The following is a 14,105-nucleotide window of genomic DNA, read 5'->3' as shown; positions in this document are numbered from 1 at the left end:
GATACACTACGGCATCGTGTCTATAACCCGATACCGTAGTGTAGCTCGGTGCCTAGCGGAAGGTTTGAGATTGACTGAAAATCCTCAGGACAAGCGGGTCGAGCGCTCGAAAACCGCTGTCCTGGCCGAAACCTACCGGCAGCTCACGCAGAATGGCATGAGCGGAGTGAGTATCGACGATGTGGCAAGAAACTCCGGCGTGGCAAAGACAACCATCTATCGCCATTGGCCGTCCCGATCGGCGTTACTGATCGATGCTTGCTCCCGGATCGGTGGACCACAGGCCGTTCCAGACAAGGGTAATTTCGGCGGCGACTTGCGGGTGCTCACGACAACCGTCGCGGAACAACTTCGGACGGCTGCATGGCCTGCCGTCCTTCCCTCGATCATCGATGCCGCCGAGCGTGATTCGGAAATCGCCGCGATGCAGTCTGCCCTGCATGAGGGGAATATGGCGCCGTTCTACGCCATCATCGAACGCGCGAAGGAGCGGGGTGAGATACCGTCGGACAGGCCCGCTGCCGACCTGATCGCCGCCACGCTAGGCCCGCTTTTCTATCGGCGCTGGTTTTCCAAGGAGACGATCGACGATCGATTCGTCGATACGGTCATCGATGCCGTGGTAAAGACCGCGATAGAGAGCGGGACGCAGGGAGCGGCAGCCGCTGACGCGAAGAGCACGCAACCCTCACCCGCCCGTCGTTCCGGCCGCCAAAAGTCTCGATGATCGGCCGTCGATAAAACGCGAGCATTAGCATAGAGCAGATCCCGGTCAGATGGAATCATCTGCCGGGTGAAGATGCTCGCAAAAACAATAATTTAGAGCGGCACCTGTGAGCGTAAGCGAACAGGAAACGCTCTAGTCTGAATCCTGGCCGAGGCATCCTTGGTCCGGCATTGCCGCGATACAGGTGATCGCTTTGCAGACCCGATCCTCGCCTGAAGGTCAAAATAGCAAAGCCTGCCAAACTATCGGCCCGCAATAATTCCCAGAGGAAGCGGTGACATCCCTGGAGACGGCCCCCCGAAAAGACCAGCGTTGACACAAACGCTACGACACGGTAGCGGTATTAATGCTACGAATACGTAGCGTAGCGAATTCCGGGTTTACCCGGTATGTCAACTCACGGAGATTGTCCTGTGACAACGCAAAAAGCCTATCGTCTGCATTCTTACGGCGGGCCCGAATGCATCCGGCTCGATGACGTGCCGGTTCCGACACCCGGCACTTCTCAGGTTCTGGTGGCCGTGAGTGCTGTGGGCATGAACCCGTTCGACTGGAAGGTCCGCGAAGGCTACGCGAAAGATTTCATGCATCTAAACCTGCCCGCAACCATGGGCGTCGACTTCGTCGGCACCGTTGCGGCACTCGGTGAGGGTTCATCGCGGTTCAAGATCGGCGACAGGGTGATGACCCTGTCGACCAGTCTTGGAGCATATGCCGAGCACATTGCCGTGGACGAGGCCATCCTGGCTCGCGTGCCGGACGGCCTGGGCGATATCGAAGCCGCGACCCTTCCTATCCCCGGTCTCACAGCCTGGACTGCGATGTATGAGGCGGGTGATCCGCAACCTGGGATGAGGGTGCTCATTCACGGTGCGTCCGGTACCACCGGCGCCTTCGCGGTCCAGTTTGCTAAGGCTGCAGGGGCCTATGTGATAGGGACGGCGTCCGGCAAGAACCGTGACTACGTGCTGGGGCTGGGGGCTGATGAATTCATCGACTACCGGACGGAGACGTTCGAGAAGCGCGTGAAGGATATCGACCTGGTTCTTGATTTTGTGTTGCTTGGCGGGGACATGAACACCACCGATCGGTCCTGGATTGTCCTCAAGCCCAACGGCGCGATCGTGAGTGTTGCCGATCCGGCCATTTTGGGAAAAATCCCTGACGGGCACAGAGGTTTCTTCCCTCACATCCAAGCCGATGCAAATCGGCTTGAGACCATCGCTGACCAGCTTGCACGTGGCGAGATCAAGTCCAAGGTCGCTCGGGTTTTCCGTCGCGCTGAGCTTCTCGACGCCATGGCAATCAACCAGGCCGGTGGCACAACCGGACGGCTGATTGTGGACTTCAAGATTGCTTAAAGCCAAGGCGAGTAACTCTAGGATTCTTAAAGATCTGATCTTCGATCAATAAATTCGACGTCGAATTCATATTGTGTTTTCAAAACGGATTTATTGACCGAAGTTTTATGTAATAGCTAGAACCGGAGAGGCAGATCCGAACCGCACGTTACCGCCCGGGAGCGTCGCGAACCAAATCGACAAAAGACGCAATGAGCCTCGGCATCTCTTGCGCCTTGGCGGGGAGCCTGCTGGCGGGCATCGTAAGGCTGTCAAGAAAACGGCCATCGACAGTGTATAAGGTCAACTCCAGGTCGTTTCCGATGACTTCGGGACGGCACACGACATCCTCCCCTCCGGCCTCGTTGCGGCATATGGTGACGAATTCCCGGATATCATTGAGGCCTCTGGTCTGGTCGCCCGCGTCGGCCCAAAACGCTGCAATTTCGCCCTTCACTTCGGAGAAGGGCACCAGTTCGAGCGGCACGCAGCCCTTGCTATCCTCGAAAATCCTCTCTCGCCAGCCATCGAACAGCGCGGTGCGACGGGCCTCCTCCGGCGTCTCCGCGGCGTCCTCTTCGGGGGGCTCGGGCAGCCCGCCATCGGCGACGATGGCCTCCCAGATCGGAATGGCCCAGTCGAGGCGGCACCCGATGAGAAGGCCGAAACCATTTTTTGCTAGATCGTCCGTATCACCGGGCGGCAGGTCAGACGGCTCGCACCCGTCGGCAACCGCCATCAGGACGCTTCGAATGGCGCCATACGACAGCGCGTCGAGCGCGTCGGCTGAGCGCCATCCCGGCAGCAGATGAACCTCAACCTCCGGGCCGAGGGCACCGGAGGCGACAAGATCATGCCCCAGTTCGGCTCCGTCCGGCGGCCGCCCTGCGGCAAGAGCGACAGGTAGCGCCACGAGTTCCATCCAGCCTGAGGGGCCTATCTCGGCACCCTCGGCGGCGACCAGGAAGACCCACTTAAGGTCATCGGCCGCGTCGTCGCCTTGCATTTCCCGTATTTTCCGTATTGCGAGGTCGAGAATATCGATCCGCTCCGCCCGGAGAAGGGCTTGCACAAGCGTGTCGAATTCCGGGCTTTCGTCATCCTCATAGGCGGCCAGTAGCCTGTCCGCGACCGGTCCGGGGATTTTGCCAAAGGCCGGCGGAGGCCCATCGATGTCTTTAAGTCCAAGAAGCTCCATCGCGGCCTTGCCCCGAAGCAGCCTTGTCCGATTGATCCAGCCATGCCGAGTTTCGGGCTTATCCTCCCGGTCGGTCATCCAGCGCCGGAAGGCGGCCTTGTCCGCCCGCTGGACAACGACCTCCACGCCAGACTCCAGAAATTCGGCAGCGACGGCCCGATTGATGGCCTGGGTCAGTTCGAGGTCGGTATTCCCGGGCTGGAAAAGGTCGAGAGTGTCGGCGTCTTGGTAATGTGTCAGGAGGACTTGGCTGAGGTCGGAGGCCGTGTCGCGCGCGAGCTCCACCCTTTCGGCGATGATGGCTAGCTGGCGGTCGGTCATCTGGGGCAAGCGCGTAAGTCCTCGGTTGAGGCGCTCATTATGCATCGAGGGTGTAACTGCCGCCAAATGACCAGGATGGGCATCAAAAGCCAATAACGGCAATTCCAGAAAATGGACGCTTTAGGTTACCGAATGGGCTGCTCAGTGCGCGGCAACGCTCCGCTGCAGCCTTGTGATAGCAGCGGGCAAGCCGCGCAACGTCAGCACAAGGCCGGTATCGTTGTAGTCCTCTGACAGCACACGAGCACTTTCATAAACTTCGCCGATCAAACCTTGTTTCGCATAAGGCAGCACCAGCACATCCTCCACCATCATCGTCTCGAAAAACGCGATGATGGTGTCACGCAATGCGCTCACATCTTCAGGCGCATGGGCAGAGAGCATGATTGCGTCTGGGTGTTTTTCCATCAATGCAGCGCGCCGATCCGCGTCCACCCGGTCCAGTTTGTTGAGCACCAGGCGCGACGGCACGACATCCGCCCCAATGTCACGCAGCACGGTCAGACTGACCTCCAACTGGGCTTCGTAGGTCGGGTCCGATGCATCGACGACGAAAAGCAGCAGCGACGCTTCCAGCGCCTCCGCCAGGGTGGAGCGGAACGACGCGACCAGATCGTGCGGCAGCTGCTTGATAAAGCCAACCGTGTCGGAGACGAGCACGCGGGGCCGGGTCTCAGGCTGCAGAACACGGACAGTGGTGTCGAGCGTGGCAAACAGCTTGTCCTCCACAAGCACCTGACTGCCGGTGAGGGCGCGCATGAGCGATGACTTGCCGGCATTGGTGTAGCCGACCAGCGCCACGCGCAGCTGGTCGCGGCGAGCAGACCGGCGCTGGTCGCTGTCGCGCTGCACCGCATCCAGCTGGTCCTTCAGCTCCGAAATTCGATCGCGGATCTTGCGCCGATCGAGGGCAAGTGCACTTTCGCCGGCACCGGGGCCCTGCTGACGCCCGCCACCTCCCGAAGATTCCCGCAAGCGGGGCGCCACGTATTTCAGGCGCGCCATTTCCACCTGCAGCTTCGCCTCGCGGGTATTGGCGTGGCGGTGGAAAATCTCAACAATGACGCCCGTGCGGTCTAGCACCTCGGCACCGGTAGCGCGCTCCAGGTTGCGAATCTGACTGGGCGAAAGCTCATGGTCAACGATGACAAACTGTGGCTTGCGCGCGGCGTCCTGATGGGGCGGAGCCGTCTCGGCGGCGCCTTCGAACCGCTGTCTTGCCTTAGTCTTCGGTGCCGACGCCATCGGACCGACGACGCCGGTGCCCCCGGTGAGCGCCGCCAGCTCCGCGAGCTTGCCGCTACCCAGCAGCAACGCGGCACCGGTGCCCTCGCGCTTTTGCGATACAGTGCTGACCACGTCGTAGCCAAGCGTCTTCACAAGGCGCCCCAGCTCCTCAAGGCTGCCTTGGTGCGCGATGTCATCGACATCAGGCGCCTGGATGCCAACGAGGATCGCGAGCGGGATCGGGGGTTTAGTTTCCATGGACGGTGATGTAGCACGCCGGTCAGATAGAATCATCCGACCGGGTGAAGATGCCCGTAAAAACAATAACCTAGAGTGGCATCTGTGAGCGTAAGCGAACAGGAAACGCTCTAGGGTTAAACTCTATCCGCAACGGCCGAGTGGGGAGAAAGGAGACTGTCGGCTCTTGAGGCCAAATCCGAAGCAAGCGGACGCCCCAGCTACAACCGGAGGTTAGAATAATTCGCGGAACGCGAAACACGCGCATCGGCGCAAACTCAAGACGTCCGCACCATCGCAGCGGCTCAGGGCTTCAAATTTAGTTCCTTCAGTTTTTTCGCTGCCGTGCCGAACTGACCTAGTTGATAGACGGCTGCGCCGGCAGGAGAAAAAGTGAAGGGCGTAAACGGCTCAGCCAGCATCGGATCAAGATCGCGGCGAAAGGCAATGCCTGTGGTGACATGCGGACTGAAATGATCGCCGGAAGCCTTCGGAACAAAACTCGAAACATATGCGATCAATTGCGGATCTATGATGGGATCATCCGGCGTGGTTACGAACGCCCCGGAATCTCCCGTCTCCACGGAAAAGGGAGCGAGAGCCGAGATGAGGCTTGCTTGCAGCTTGACCAGTTCCGGGGTCGGTTTCGCGACAATGCCCGCGAGGCCAAGATCTTTGGCAGGAATATAGTAATATTTGAATGCTTCCAGTTTCATCCCGGTCACGTCAACGCCGGCGAGAACCGCATTCGCTGCGGCATACACCTTGTCGAGATCAGCCGAACGAACAAAACGCTGAACCATCGTGATATGCGGCCGGTGCGTCGCATCCAGGGCGAAGCCTTTCGGGAAGAGATTGCGCAGGCGGGTGTTGTTCGCTTCGGCGTGCTGAACCATCGTGCTGTCCGGCAGGAGGAGAACATCGATTGCGATTACGCCACTGGCTTGAAGGGTAGCGCCCTTTGAGCTTCCCGCGCCCATAAAGAGACTGATCGCAAGAAATCCCGCTAAGGTCGCTATCAGAAAAGCTCTGTGATGGCGGGCGGCCTTCATTGATCTGCTCCGCTTCGGGGTTGGCTCCGTAGATCGTGGCTAGGCTAGCAGCCTCGTCACTGGGCAATGCCGATCCGTTGGATAGAAATTTACATCAACCTTTATAAAGCAGGAATCTCGTGCACCGCGTAAAGGTACGAAATAGCAATAAATCTGATGCAGATATCTGCGCCGTTTGCCGGCTTTCCGGAATCCGGTTGTTCGCTGTGAATAGCCGACCGGGGTCGAAGGCTGATTGAGCTTTAGGTCCAAGCGACCCAAACCTCAGGGCATCAAACCTCAGCCCCCTAAACCTCAGCCCCCTGACTCAAGGATCAAAAAATGTTCTTGCCTTGTTCCCGTTTTATTCGCTAACCTTACCTTGTTCTTAACACGAGGTTTGCGTCATGGCTGACTCGCTGCACCGCTCGCTGCGCCCCGCTGAAGACCAGGAAGTGGTCAAGGAACTCGCCTATGTGCTGCGCAGCTGGCCGGGCGCCCGTGGCCGCCGCCGCGGCGATGAGGCGTTGGCGCGCGTGACCGCGGAACGGCTGGTCGATTATCTCCATCTCTCGGGCTTCGAGCTGATGCGCCGCCCGGCGGTCTCGATGGATATGCACTATGTCGGCGCCGAGCGCTGAGGCTTTCCGGGCGAGCGCTGCCGGGCGACCTCACGTGCATTTCTTTACGCAAGGTTAGTCCCTTGGGTCTAACCTTTTCCGATTGTCTGCCCAATCAAACGGGCAGCAATTCCACCACCGCTTGCTTCAACAACGCCAGATCAGACTCCCGCGACAGGCGGTGGTCGCCGTCCTTGATCAGAACAACGCGCACATCTGTGCTTTCGACCTTCTCCGCGATGGTCAGCGCCGTCTGCCAGGGCACGTCCGGATCCTGCTGCCCTTGCAACAGCCGCAGCGGACAGGTCAGCGCAATGGTATCGCCCAGCAACAGGTGGCGGCGGCCGTCTTCGATCAGCCTCCGCGTCAAGGGCAGCGGCTCGCCGTAGTCGGAGGGCGCATAGACAACGCCCTCCGCCATCAGTTTTTCCTGAATGGCCGGCGGCATCTGCCCCCAGATCAGCGTCTCCGTGAAATCGGGCGCCGCCGCAATACCGATATAGCCGATGACCCGATCCGGCCGGGCGAGCGCGATATTGAGGCCGATCCATCCGCCCATGGAGGAGCCGACCAGGATCAGCGGCCCTTCCGTCTCGGCGTCGATCACCGCCAAGGCGTCCGCCGTCCACAGCCCGATGCTGCCGTCCTCGAAGCGGCCGCCACTGACGCCATGGCCGGAATAATCCAGCCGCAGCATCGCCTGGCCCTGCTCCGCCGCAAAGCCCGCGAGGAAAACCGCCTTGCTGCCTTCCATGTCGCTGCGGAATCCGGGCAGGAAAACGATCGTCGGTCCAAGGCCAGGTATACGCTTCCAGGCCAGCCCCACCCCATCGGCCCGGACGAGAACGCCACTCTCTTCGCTCACTCTGTCGTCTCCGCACCATCGGTTTCGCGATCGGCCGTCAGCCGGTCGACGCGCCTGCCGTCCATGGCCAGAACCTCGAACCGCCAGCCGCTGAAAACGATACGGTCGCCGACCTGCGGCACGCGGCGCAGCAGCGCCAGGATAAGACCGGCGGCGGTGTGATAGGTGCCCTGGGCCGGCACCTGACTGATGGACAGTTTCTCCATCAGCTCGTCCAACGGCATCAGCCCGTCGAGCGCAAAACTCGATTCCTCGGCCTTGCCGACATGGCCGGGGCCGTGATCGGTGACATTCTCGTCAACATCGCCGACGATCGCCTCCAGCATATCGGCGGCCGTGATCAGCCCTTCGAAACTGCCATATTCGTCGATAACGAAGGCCATGCCATTGGCGTCGCCCTTCAACCGCTCGAAAGCGTCCAGCGCCGAGATCGCATCCGGCACGATCATCGGCTGCAGAACCGCGTCATCCACGCTGACGCTGCCGCCCGCCAGCAATTGATCCAGCAGGTTCTTGGCCAGCACGATGCCGATGGCATTATCCACCGACCCGTCGCCGACCACGAAGCGCGAATGGGGGCTGCCGCGCAGCCGCGCGATCATCTCGGGCAAGGGCGCCGAGCGGTCGATCCAGGCGATTTCCGGGCGCGGCGTCATGATGGCGCGCACCGGCTTATCGGCCAGGCGCAGCACCCGCTCGATCATCAGCTTCTCTTCGCTGTCCAGCACGCCCGACTGGGTGCTTTCCGCCAGCAGCGCCTTCAGCTCCTCCTCGCTCGGATGATCCGGCCGCGTGCCGGTGACGCCGAACAGGCTCAAAATACCGGCGGAGGTCTTGCTCAGCAGCCAGACGGCGGGCTTCGTCACGCGCGCGATGACGATCAGCATCGGCGCCGCGCGGGCCGCGACCATTTCCGGCCGGCGCAGCGCCAGCTGTTTCGGCACCAACTCGCCCAGCACCATGGTCAGGAAGGTGATCAAGACCACCGTCACGAAGAAGGCGGTGCCATAGGCGAAACGCACCGGCACACCGACATGGATCAGCGCATGTTCCACATCGCCCGTTATGCGCTCGCCGCTGAACATGCCGGTGATGACGCTGACCAGCGTGATGCCCACCTGCACCGTGGGCAGAAAGATATGCGGATTTTCAGCCAGCTTGCGCGCGACGGCCGCGCCCGCCACGCCCTTGCGTTCCAGCACGGCCAGGCGCGCCCGCCGGGCTGAGACAAGGGCAAGCTCACTGCAGGCAAAGAGGCCATTGATCAGGATCAGCACCAGAATGCCGATCGCCTCTATCGAGATCTCCACGCCTTACGCGCCTCCGCTGTCACAAGCCGAAAATCGGCCCATATCCCATGTTAGAGCAGGAGGACGAAACCATCTCCAGCCGTTATTCCGATAAGCCTCTCGTTGCCACAGAACTGCCACTCGTTCCGAGACATCTCGGCCTCATCGTCGGATCACATAAGGAAGACCGCATGCGCGCCCCCGCCCCCATGGTTTTGCTGCTCGGCTTTCTGGGTCTGCTGCCTTTTTTCGTCACGGCCTATCTGGCCTCGGCCTGGCGCAGCCCGTCCGACGCCCAGGCGATGACCGCCCTTTTGACCTATAGCGCCGTCATCCTGTCCTTCCTCGGCGCCGTGCATTGGGGCTTCGCGCTCACCGAGCCGCCGCAATCGCTCGCGGGGCTCGCCCCGCTGCCGCGCAGCCAGGACCCAGCGCATCGGCCAAGGCTGGTGCTCGGCGTGGTGCCAGCCTTGATCGGCTGGGCGGCGCTGCTCATCGGTTTTCTGGTGCCGGCGCCGGCCATCGCCCTCTGTGTGCTGATCGCCGGCTTTCTGGCGACCAATATCGCGGAACACGGCGCGCATCGGCGGGGCTGGGTGCCGGGCACCTATCTGTGGCTGCGCTGGATTCTGACCGTCATCGTGGTCGCTCTTCTGGTCACGGTGCTGGTGCTGCGCCTCTCCGGCGCCCGCATCATTCTCTGACCCTGCCGCCCCAAAACCCCGCCAATTGCGGCGCCGATTCAGGGTGGCGCCACAATTGTGACGCAATTCGTGATCGAAACCGCCGAAACATCACCGGCTCGTGATAGCGATTGTGGCTCAATTATGTCTTAATTGGGCCACGAACACGACGAAAGTGGTGCGACATTATGTTCCAGACTATTGCAGCCCGCCTCGGCCTTGTTGCCAGCCATCGCCCTCCGCCGGCGCCCCTGGCCATTGAGGCCGATAAGACGGATGACCGTGACTTTGCAGGTTTTGAGACCTTCGGCCGGACCGGGCTTGATATCGGCGGCCTGCATCGGGATCAGCAATGGGTCGGCGCCTGGGGTGGCCGCTGCTAACCACGCCTGCGCTGCCGATGACCGCTTGACGGATCGGCGACAGGGGGTTTTCTGAACGCGCTTTCCCCGCCAGATAAAGGCAGCGCGTGAACGATTTTCCGACCCATTCCACTCTGGCCGATCAGGCGCGCGATCTCGATCCCGATGATTGGGATGCTTTCCGCGCCCTCGGCCATCGCATGCTCGACGATATGGTCGATCATCTGCGCGACCGGCGTAATCAGCCCGTCTGGCAGCCTTTGCCGCCCGACCTGCGCGATAATTTCCGCCAGCCTCTGGCCGTGGAAGGTGCTGCCGCCGAAGACGTCTATGACCGATTCCGGCAAAGCATCCTCCCCTATAGCACCGGCAATACGCATCCCCGTTTCATGGGCTGGGTGCATGGCGGCGGCACGCCGCTCGGCATGCTGGCCGAAATGCTGGCCGGCGGTCTCAACGCCAATCTCGGCGGGCGCGACCATGCGCCGATCGAGGCGGAGCGGCAGGTCATCCGCTGGGCCAGCACGGCCTTCGGCCTGCCGGAAACCGCCGGCGGATTACTCGTCACCGGCAGTTCCATGGCGAATTTCATCGCGGTGCTGATGGCGCGACGCACGGCGCTGGGTCAGGACAGCCGCCGCACCGGTCTTGGTGACGCGCGGCTCACCGCCTACGCCTCCACCGGGGTTCACCGCTGCGTGCCGGATGCGCTGGATATGGCCGGGATCGGCAGTGACGCGCTGCGCCAGATTCCGGTCGGGCCTGATTTCGGCATGGACCTCGATGCCCTGCGCCATGCCATCGCCGCCGACCGCGCTGCGGGCTTCACGCCTTTCCTGGTCATCGGTACCGCCGGCTCCGTCGATATCGGCGCCTTCGATGATCTCAATGCCATTGCCGACATCGCGGCCATAGAAAACCTATGGTTCCATGTCGATGGCGCCTTCGGGGCGCTCGCGGCCCTGTCGCCCCAACTCAGCCCGAAGGTCGCGGGCATGGAGCGCGCGCGCTCCATCGCTTTCGATTTCCACAAATGGGCGCAGGCGCCCTATGACGCCGGCTGTATCCTGGTGCGCGACCAGGCCGATCAGATCGCGACCTTCGCAAGCCCGGCCGCCTATCTCACGGCGACCGACCGCGGCCTGTCCGGCAATGCGCCCTGGCCGGCCGATCTCGGGCCGGACCTGTCACGCGGCTTCCGCGCGCTGAAACTCTGGTTCGCGCTGCAGGTCTTCGGCGCCGATCGCCTGGGCGCGGTGGCGGAACAAAGCTGCGCCGTCGCGGGCCATCTGGCCGCGCGCATCGCCCGCGAGCCGGCGCTCGAACTGCTCGCCCCCGTGCCGCTCAATATCGTCTGCTTCCGCTATCGCGCGGCCCCGGCCGACAGCCTGGACGCGCTGAATGCGACGATCGTCGCCGATGTCCAGGAAGCCGGGCTCGCCGCCCCGTCGACCACCACCATCGGCGGCCATCTCGCCATCCGCGCGGCTTTCGTGAACCACCGCAGCCGGGCCGAAGACGCCGATGCGCTGGTCGATGCGCTGCTGGCGGCGGCGCGGGCGGCCGTGTCACAAGCGGTTTGATCGCAGCATTCGAATAGGACGAGGACAATCTGATGAGCGCACATCCCCTGATCGGGCAGCTTAAAGCCGCAAGGGTCGTTCCTGTTGTGCGCATGAAAAACGCGGCTCATGCGGCAACCGCCGTGCGCTGGCTCCATGATGCCGGCCTGCGCATTTTCGAGATCACCATGACGATCCCGGATGCCCCGGCGCTGATCCGCGAACTCGCCTCCGATCCTTCGCTGCTGGTCGGTGCCGGCACTGTGCCGGACGCGGCGACGGCCGAAACCTGCCTGCGGGCCGGCGCGCGCTTCGTCGTCTCCCCATGGGTCGATCCCGATCTCGTTGCCCCTTGCCGCGCGGCCGGCGCGATCCTGATGTCCGGCGCCACCACGCCGACCGAGGTCCGCGCGGCCCTGAAGGCCGGGGCCGAGGTGGTGAAGATCTTCCCCGCGGCCTCGGCCGGCGGCCCTGCCCACGTGAAAGCGCTGGCGAGCGTCTTCCCCGGCGTTGTTTTTTGCCCCACGGGCGGCGTCGATCCCAGCAATCTGGACGCCTATCTCTCTGCCGGTGCATCCTTCGTCGGCATGGGCGGCAAGCTGGTCGACGAAAGCCTGGTCGCCGCGAATGACAAGGCAGCGGTGCTGGCGGTCGCCCAGCAGATTCTCGCCAAGAACTGACGGCTAGAGGGAGCGGACAGGATGGCGGCCGAACTACTCTGCATCGGCGAACCGATGCTGGAATTCAACCAGCAGCCCGCGCTGCCGGATGGCCGCGTCCTGTATCAGCAGGGTTACGGCGGCGACACCTCCAATGTCGCAGTCTCGGCCGCCCGCCAGGGCATTTCGGCCGGCTATATCTCGGCGGTTGGGCAGGACCCGGCCGGTGAGGCCCTGCTCGCGCTGTGGAAGGAAGAAGGCGTCGACGCGTCACACGTGAAACGCTCGGCGACTCACCCGACCGGCGTTTATTTCGTGACGCATGGCGCCCAAGGCCATCGCTTCAACTATCACCGCAAAGGCTCGGCCGCTTCCGCCCTGACGCCCGCCGATATTCCTGAAAAGGCCATCGCCGAAGCCCGCATCCTGTTCGCGAGCGGCATCAGCCACGGCATTTCCGATTCAGCCTCGGATGCCGTGTTTCATGCCTTCACCGTCGCGCGGGCCAGCGGCGTCGCCATCGCCTATGACACCAATTACCGCCCGGCGCTTTGGGCGCCGCGCCGCGCCGCCGCCATCATCCATGCCGCTGTCGGTGAGGCCGATATCGCGCTGCCGGGCCTGGATGACGCGCGGGCGCTGACGGGCCTGACGGACCCGGACGCGGTGCTCGATTTCTATCTCGGCCTCGGCCCGGGCCTCGTGCTCCTCAAAATGGGCAGCGAAGGCGTCTATCTCGGCACGCCCGAGGGCCGCACGCGCATCGCGCCTTTCCCGGCGGCACCCGTAGACGCGACCGGCGCCGGCGACACTTTTTGCGGTGCCGTCATCGCCCGGCTGCTGAAGGGCGAAAGCCCCGAGGATGCGGCCCATTACGCCGCCGCCGCCGCCGCCATCTCCACCACCGGCTATGGCGCCATCGGCCCTATCCCGCGCGCCCCGGAAGTCTGGGCCGCCATGGCGATGCGCAACCGATGAGCCTCTCCCCCGAATTCCACACCGTCACCATCGCCGGTATCGACGAAAAGCTGCCGGTCATCGCGCTGAATGAGGCGGTCGCCATCGCATTGCTGATGGTGATCGATCGCGGGGTCGCCTTCGGTGCGCGCATCGGCGCGGCACTCGCTGATCTCGCCCGGCCGCAGGCGCCGGATATCGTGGTGGGGCCAGCGACTTTGGGCATTCCCGTCGCCATCGAAGTCACGCGGGCCTTGGGTCTGGATGACTATGTCATTCTGCAGAAGTCGCCAAAGATCCATCTGGCGGATGCGCTGCGCGAAAGCGTCACCTCCGTCACCTCCCACGGTGTGCAGACGCTGATGCTGGACAAGCGCGCCTTGCCGCTGCTCGCGGGCCGTCGTGTCTTCGTGGTCGACGATGTCGCATCAACCGGGTCGAGCCTGGCCGCCATGCTGCGCCTGCTGCGCCGCGCGGGCGCCGAGATCGTCGGCATCGGCGTCATTCTGACCGAGGGGCATGACTGGGAAGCATCCCTCGGCGCGGATGCCGGTCTCGTCAAGGGACTTGGCCATATCCCGGTCTTTCGGATCGAGGGTGGCGAGGCCATCGCGATTCCCGAGACGCTTTAATCGGAAGTCTAGAGTCCGTCAGGTTTAGTTGGAAACGCCAAAAAATCTGTCGTGCGCGGGCCTAGCCGGCCGCACCCCGACCCGCGCATCTACCCGGCGGAGCAAGCAATCGGCCGGCTGGGCGCCGCGGCGGGTAGGTCCGGGGCGCGCAGTCCGCGCAACAAGTGCGCGGATGACAAATTATCTATTAAAACCTGACAGACTCTAGAGCAGATCACAGTCAGATGGGATGATCTGACTGTATGAAGATGCTCGCAAAAACAATAATCTAGAGCGGCATCTGTGAGCGTAAGCGAGCAAGAAACGCCCTCGCGGCTGCCTTCAGATAAAAATTCGATTTCAGAACAAATTCCTGATAGGATGAGCCCCGCTCCGGTAATCAGAATAAAGCAAGG

General features: G+C 62.6%; 14 protein-coding genes. 9 read left to right on the top strand and 5 right to left on the bottom strand.

The window, feature by feature from the left end:
* Positions 1-70: 70 nt before the first annotated feature.
* Positions 71-727 carry a TetR/AcrR family transcriptional regulator gene (locus ACELLULO517_RS19025; RefSeq protein ID WP_227309004.1) on the top strand — a complete coding sequence of 219 codons (657 nt, stop codon included), beginning with the start codon at positions 71-73 and terminating at the stop codon, positions 725-727.
* A gap of 413 nt (positions 728-1,140) precedes the next feature.
* A complete protein-coding gene (locus ACELLULO517_RS19020; protein WP_227309003.1) occupies positions 1,141-2,088 on the top strand; it encodes an NADP-dependent oxidoreductase in 948 nt (315 codons plus the stop codon).
* A 148-nt stretch (positions 2,089-2,236) separates the two neighbouring features.
* On the opposite strand, the gene ACELLULO517_RS19015 is transcribed toward ACELLULO517_RS19020, so the two are convergent.
* The 3 genes from ACELLULO517_RS19015 to ACELLULO517_RS19005 all read right to left on the bottom strand — a co-directional run bounded on the left by ACELLULO517_RS19015 (position 2,237) and on the right by ACELLULO517_RS19005 (position 6,102).
* Positions 2,237-3,595 carry a hypothetical protein gene (locus tag ACELLULO517_RS19015; RefSeq protein WP_227309002.1) on the bottom strand — a complete coding sequence of 453 codons (1,359 nt, stop codon included), beginning with the start codon at positions 3,593-3,595 and terminating at the stop codon, positions 2,237-2,239.
* Between the two features lie 132 nt (positions 3,596-3,727).
* Positions 3,728-5,071 carry a GTPase HflX gene (hflX, locus tag ACELLULO517_RS19010; RefSeq protein WP_227309001.1) on the bottom strand — a complete coding sequence of 448 codons (1,344 nt, stop codon included), beginning with the start codon at positions 5,069-5,071 and terminating at the stop codon, positions 3,728-3,730.
* 284 nt (positions 5,072-5,355) lie between these two features.
* Positions 5,356-6,102 carry a hypothetical protein gene (locus ACELLULO517_RS19005; RefSeq protein ID WP_227309000.1) on the bottom strand — a complete coding sequence of 249 codons (747 nt, stop codon included), beginning with the start codon at positions 6,100-6,102 and terminating at the stop codon, positions 5,356-5,358.
* 386 nt (positions 6,103-6,488) lie between these two features.
* Between ACELLULO517_RS19005 and ACELLULO517_RS19000 the strand changes: the two genes are divergently transcribed.
* Positions 6,489-6,722, top strand: coding sequence for a hypothetical protein (locus ACELLULO517_RS19000; protein ID WP_227308999.1), 234 nt, complete (start codon positions 6,489-6,491; stop codon positions 6,720-6,722).
* Positions 6,723-6,816: 94 nt separating this feature from the next.
* On the opposite strand, the gene ACELLULO517_RS18995 is transcribed toward ACELLULO517_RS19000, so the two are convergent.
* Both ACELLULO517_RS18995 and ACELLULO517_RS18990 read right to left on the bottom strand, forming a co-directional pair.
* On the bottom strand, positions 6,817-7,566 hold the full coding sequence (locus ACELLULO517_RS18995; protein ID WP_227308998.1) for an alpha/beta hydrolase: 750 nt from the start codon (positions 7,564-7,566) through the stop codon (positions 6,817-6,819).
* Positions 7,563-8,870, bottom strand: coding sequence for a hemolysin family protein (locus tag ACELLULO517_RS18990; RefSeq protein ID WP_227309190.1), 1,308 nt, complete (start codon positions 8,868-8,870; stop codon positions 7,563-7,565). Before ACELLULO517_RS18990 ends, ACELLULO517_RS18995 begins: the two co-directional genes overlap by 4 nt.
* A 176-nt stretch (positions 8,871-9,046) precedes the next feature.
* Between ACELLULO517_RS18990 and ACELLULO517_RS18985 the strand changes: the two genes are divergently transcribed.
* The 6 genes from ACELLULO517_RS18985 (at position 9,047) to ACELLULO517_RS18960 (ending at position 13,710) form a co-directional block, all read left to right on the top strand.
* Positions 9,047-9,559 (top strand): DUF3429 domain-containing protein, encoded by a 513-nt coding sequence (locus ACELLULO517_RS18985; RefSeq protein ID WP_227308997.1) that lies wholly within the window; start codon positions 9,047-9,049, stop codon positions 9,557-9,559.
* A gap of 167 nt (positions 9,560-9,726) precedes the next feature.
* The gene (locus tag ACELLULO517_RS18980) at positions 9,727-9,921 is read left to right on the top strand and encodes a hypothetical protein (protein WP_227308996.1); all 195 of its coding nucleotides are present in this window, start codon (positions 9,727-9,729) and stop codon (positions 9,919-9,921) included.
* Between the two features lie 179 nt (positions 9,922-10,100).
* A complete protein-coding gene (locus tag ACELLULO517_RS18975; RefSeq protein ID WP_227309189.1) occupies positions 10,101-11,483 on the top strand; it encodes a pyridoxal phosphate-dependent decarboxylase family protein in 1,383 nt (460 codons plus the stop codon).
* A gap of 32 nt (positions 11,484-11,515) precedes the next feature.
* On the top strand, positions 11,516-12,142 hold the full coding sequence (locus ACELLULO517_RS18970) for a bifunctional 4-hydroxy-2-oxoglutarate aldolase/2-dehydro-3-deoxy-phosphogluconate aldolase (RefSeq protein ID WP_227308995.1): 627 nt from the start codon (positions 11,516-11,518) through the stop codon (positions 12,140-12,142).
* A 21-nt stretch (positions 12,143-12,163) separates the two neighbouring features.
* Positions 12,164-13,099 carry a sugar kinase gene (locus tag ACELLULO517_RS18965; protein ID WP_227308994.1) on the top strand — a complete coding sequence of 312 codons (936 nt, stop codon included), beginning with the start codon at positions 12,164-12,166 and terminating at the stop codon, positions 13,097-13,099.
* A complete protein-coding gene (locus tag ACELLULO517_RS18960) occupies positions 13,096-13,710 on the top strand; it encodes a phosphoribosyltransferase family protein (protein ID WP_227308993.1) in 615 nt (204 codons plus the stop codon). The genes ACELLULO517_RS18965 and ACELLULO517_RS18960 overlap by 4 nt, the downstream gene beginning before the upstream one ends.
* The last annotated feature ends 395 nt before the right edge of the window (positions 13,711-14,105 follow it).

The organism is Acidisoma cellulosilyticum, assembly GCF_020621385.1.
Classification (GTDB): Bacteria; Pseudomonadota; Alphaproteobacteria; order Acetobacterales; family Acetobacteraceae; genus Acidisoma; species Acidisoma cellulosilyticum.
Note: the sequence above shows the minus strand (reverse complement) of the source record. Positions and strands in the feature narration are given on the sequence as shown.

Excerpts from the sequence above, each read along its gene's own strand:
- hflX (WP_227309001.1), bottom strand. The coding sequence starts at position 5,071 with ATGGAAACTAAACCCCCGATCCCGCTCGCGATCCTCGTTGGCATCCAG.
- ACELLULO517_RS19005 (WP_227309000.1), bottom strand. The coding sequence starts at position 6,102 with ATGAAGGCCGCCCGCCATCACAGAGCTTTTCTGATAGCGACCTTAGCG.
- ACELLULO517_RS19000 (WP_227308999.1), top strand. The coding sequence starts at position 6,489 with ATGGCTGACTCGCTGCACCGCTCGCTGCGCCCCGCTGAAGACCAGGAA.
- ACELLULO517_RS18985 (WP_227308997.1), top strand. The coding sequence starts at position 9,047 with ATGCGCGCCCCCGCCCCCATGGTTTTGCTGCTCGGCTTTCTGGGTCTG.
- ACELLULO517_RS18980 (WP_227308996.1), top strand. The coding sequence starts at position 9,727 with ATGTTCCAGACTATTGCAGCCCGCCTCGGCCTTGTTGCCAGCCATCGC.
- ACELLULO517_RS18975 (WP_227309189.1), top strand. The coding sequence starts at position 10,101 with ATGCTCGACGATATGGTCGATCATCTGCGCGACCGGCGTAATCAGCCC.
- ACELLULO517_RS18970 (WP_227308995.1), top strand. The coding sequence starts at position 11,516 with ATGAGCGCACATCCCCTGATCGGGCAGCTTAAAGCCGCAAGGGTCGTT.
- ACELLULO517_RS18965 (WP_227308994.1), top strand. The coding sequence starts at position 12,164 with ATGGCGGCCGAACTACTCTGCATCGGCGAACCGATGCTGGAATTCAAC.
- ACELLULO517_RS18960 (WP_227308993.1), top strand. The coding sequence starts at position 13,096 with ATGAGCCTCTCCCCCGAATTCCACACCGTCACCATCGCCGGTATCGAC.